The following is a 1,519-nucleotide window of genomic DNA, read 5'->3' on the forward strand; positions in this document are numbered from 1 at the left end:
GCTCGGGGTGGCTGCCTCAGGCCGATGCCTCTGCCACGCGCGTGCCGCCCATGGCCTCGGCCCGCAAGCGGTCGTAGTCTCCCTTATCCATGGGAACGGCGCCGGGCTCGCCGAGTTCGCTCAGGCGGATACGATGGGTCTCCCGGGCACTCCAGGCCGCCACCGCCGCAATGATCGTCACCCCGAACGTGATGGCCCCGATCGTGAGCGGAATATTGGCGGACCCCGGCGGCGCCACCGTGGCGAACAGCGCCGGCAACAGGGCGGTGAAGGCCGTGCCGACATTCTGCGCAATCGCCATTGCCGAGACGCGGGAGCGCGTCGGAAACATCTCGGGGTAGAAGCTCGGGAACACCGCGTTATAACCCTGGTAGACGATGCCCCACATCAGCAGCGACGACACGATCGCGAGCGGCACGTTGTGGATGCTGATGGCGTAGAGGTAGGCAAACGAAAGCAGGCCCGAGCCGAGCGCGCCGACAATGATCGGCGGCTTGCGGCCGATCTTGTCCGACAGGTTGCCGACGATCGGAATGACCAGCACCGCGATGATGTTGCCCGCGACCGGAATCCACAGATAGATGCTCTTGTCGAAGCCGATGCCGTAGGCCGGCTGCACCGCATATGCTGCGCCAAAGATCGTGGCGACCACCGGGATGACATTCATCAGGGCGACGCAGACGACGCGGATCATGTCTTTCCAGCTGTATTTGAAGGCCTCGACGATCGGCGAGCGCGGCACGTCGCCTGCCTTTGCCTCCTTGGCGAACACGGGCGGCTCCGACACTTCGCGGCGGATGACAAAGCCGGCGACCAGCACGATGGCGCTCAGCAGGAAGGGAATACGCCAGCCCCAGGCATTGAATGCGTCCGACGGCATGTAATAGGCGAGCGGCAGGAACACCGCAGCGGCCAGGATCTGCCCTGCCTGCACGCCCTGGAGCGTAAAGCTGGCGTAGTAGCCGCGCCGGCCGAATGGCGCATGCTCGAGAATCATCGAACTGGCGCCGGAGATCTCGCCGGCCACCGCGAAGCCCTGGATGAGGCGAAGCACGACCAGCAGCACGGGGGCGAGCACGCCGACCTGATGGTAGGTCGGCAGGAGACCGACCGCCATGGTCGAGAAACCCATCAGGAACATGCACAGGACCAGCACTGTCTTGCGCCCATGGGTGTCGCCCCAGTGGCCCAGGAAGAAGGCGCCGATAGGCCGGGCCACGTAACCGACGCCATAGGTCGCAAGCGAGGCGACGATGGCCACCTTGGGGTCCGTCGAGGGGAAGAAAATCTGCGGGAAGATCAGCGACGCCGCAGTCGCGTAGATGAAGAAGTCGTAGTACTCGAGCGCAGATCCGATCCACCCGCTTGCGGTCGCCTTCTTGGTCTGGCGGTTGCCGTGTGCATCACGGTCATTGATGGTAGCCATATTGTCTCCAGGATTCAGTGCCTGAAAAATATGCTATTGCCTGGGCTCCTAACAAGCGCATTTCAGTCAATTTGCGCGCTATTCGCGCATTTT

Annotated in this window: 1 protein-coding gene; it reads right to left on the reverse strand. The window is 63.5% G+C overall.

Annotated elements, in window-relative coordinates:
- Positions 1 to 16 precede the first annotated feature (16 nt).
- The gene (locus P3W85_RS31095; RefSeq protein WP_017230535.1) at positions 17 to 1,426 is read right to left on the reverse strand and encodes an MFS transporter; all 1,410 of its coding nucleotides are present in this window, start codon (positions 1,424 to 1,426) and stop codon (positions 17 to 19) included.
- Positions 1,427 to 1,519 lie beyond the last annotated feature (93 nt).

It is taken from the genome of Cupriavidus basilensis (assembly GCF_029335485.1).
Classification (GTDB): domain Bacteria; phylum Pseudomonadota; class Gammaproteobacteria; order Burkholderiales; family Burkholderiaceae; genus Cupriavidus; species Cupriavidus basilensis_E.

Coding starts and splice junctions, on each gene's coding strand:
- P3W85_RS31095 (WP_017230535.1), bottom strand. CDS start 1,426: ATGGCTACCATCAATGACCGTGATGCACACGGCAACCGCCAGACCAAG.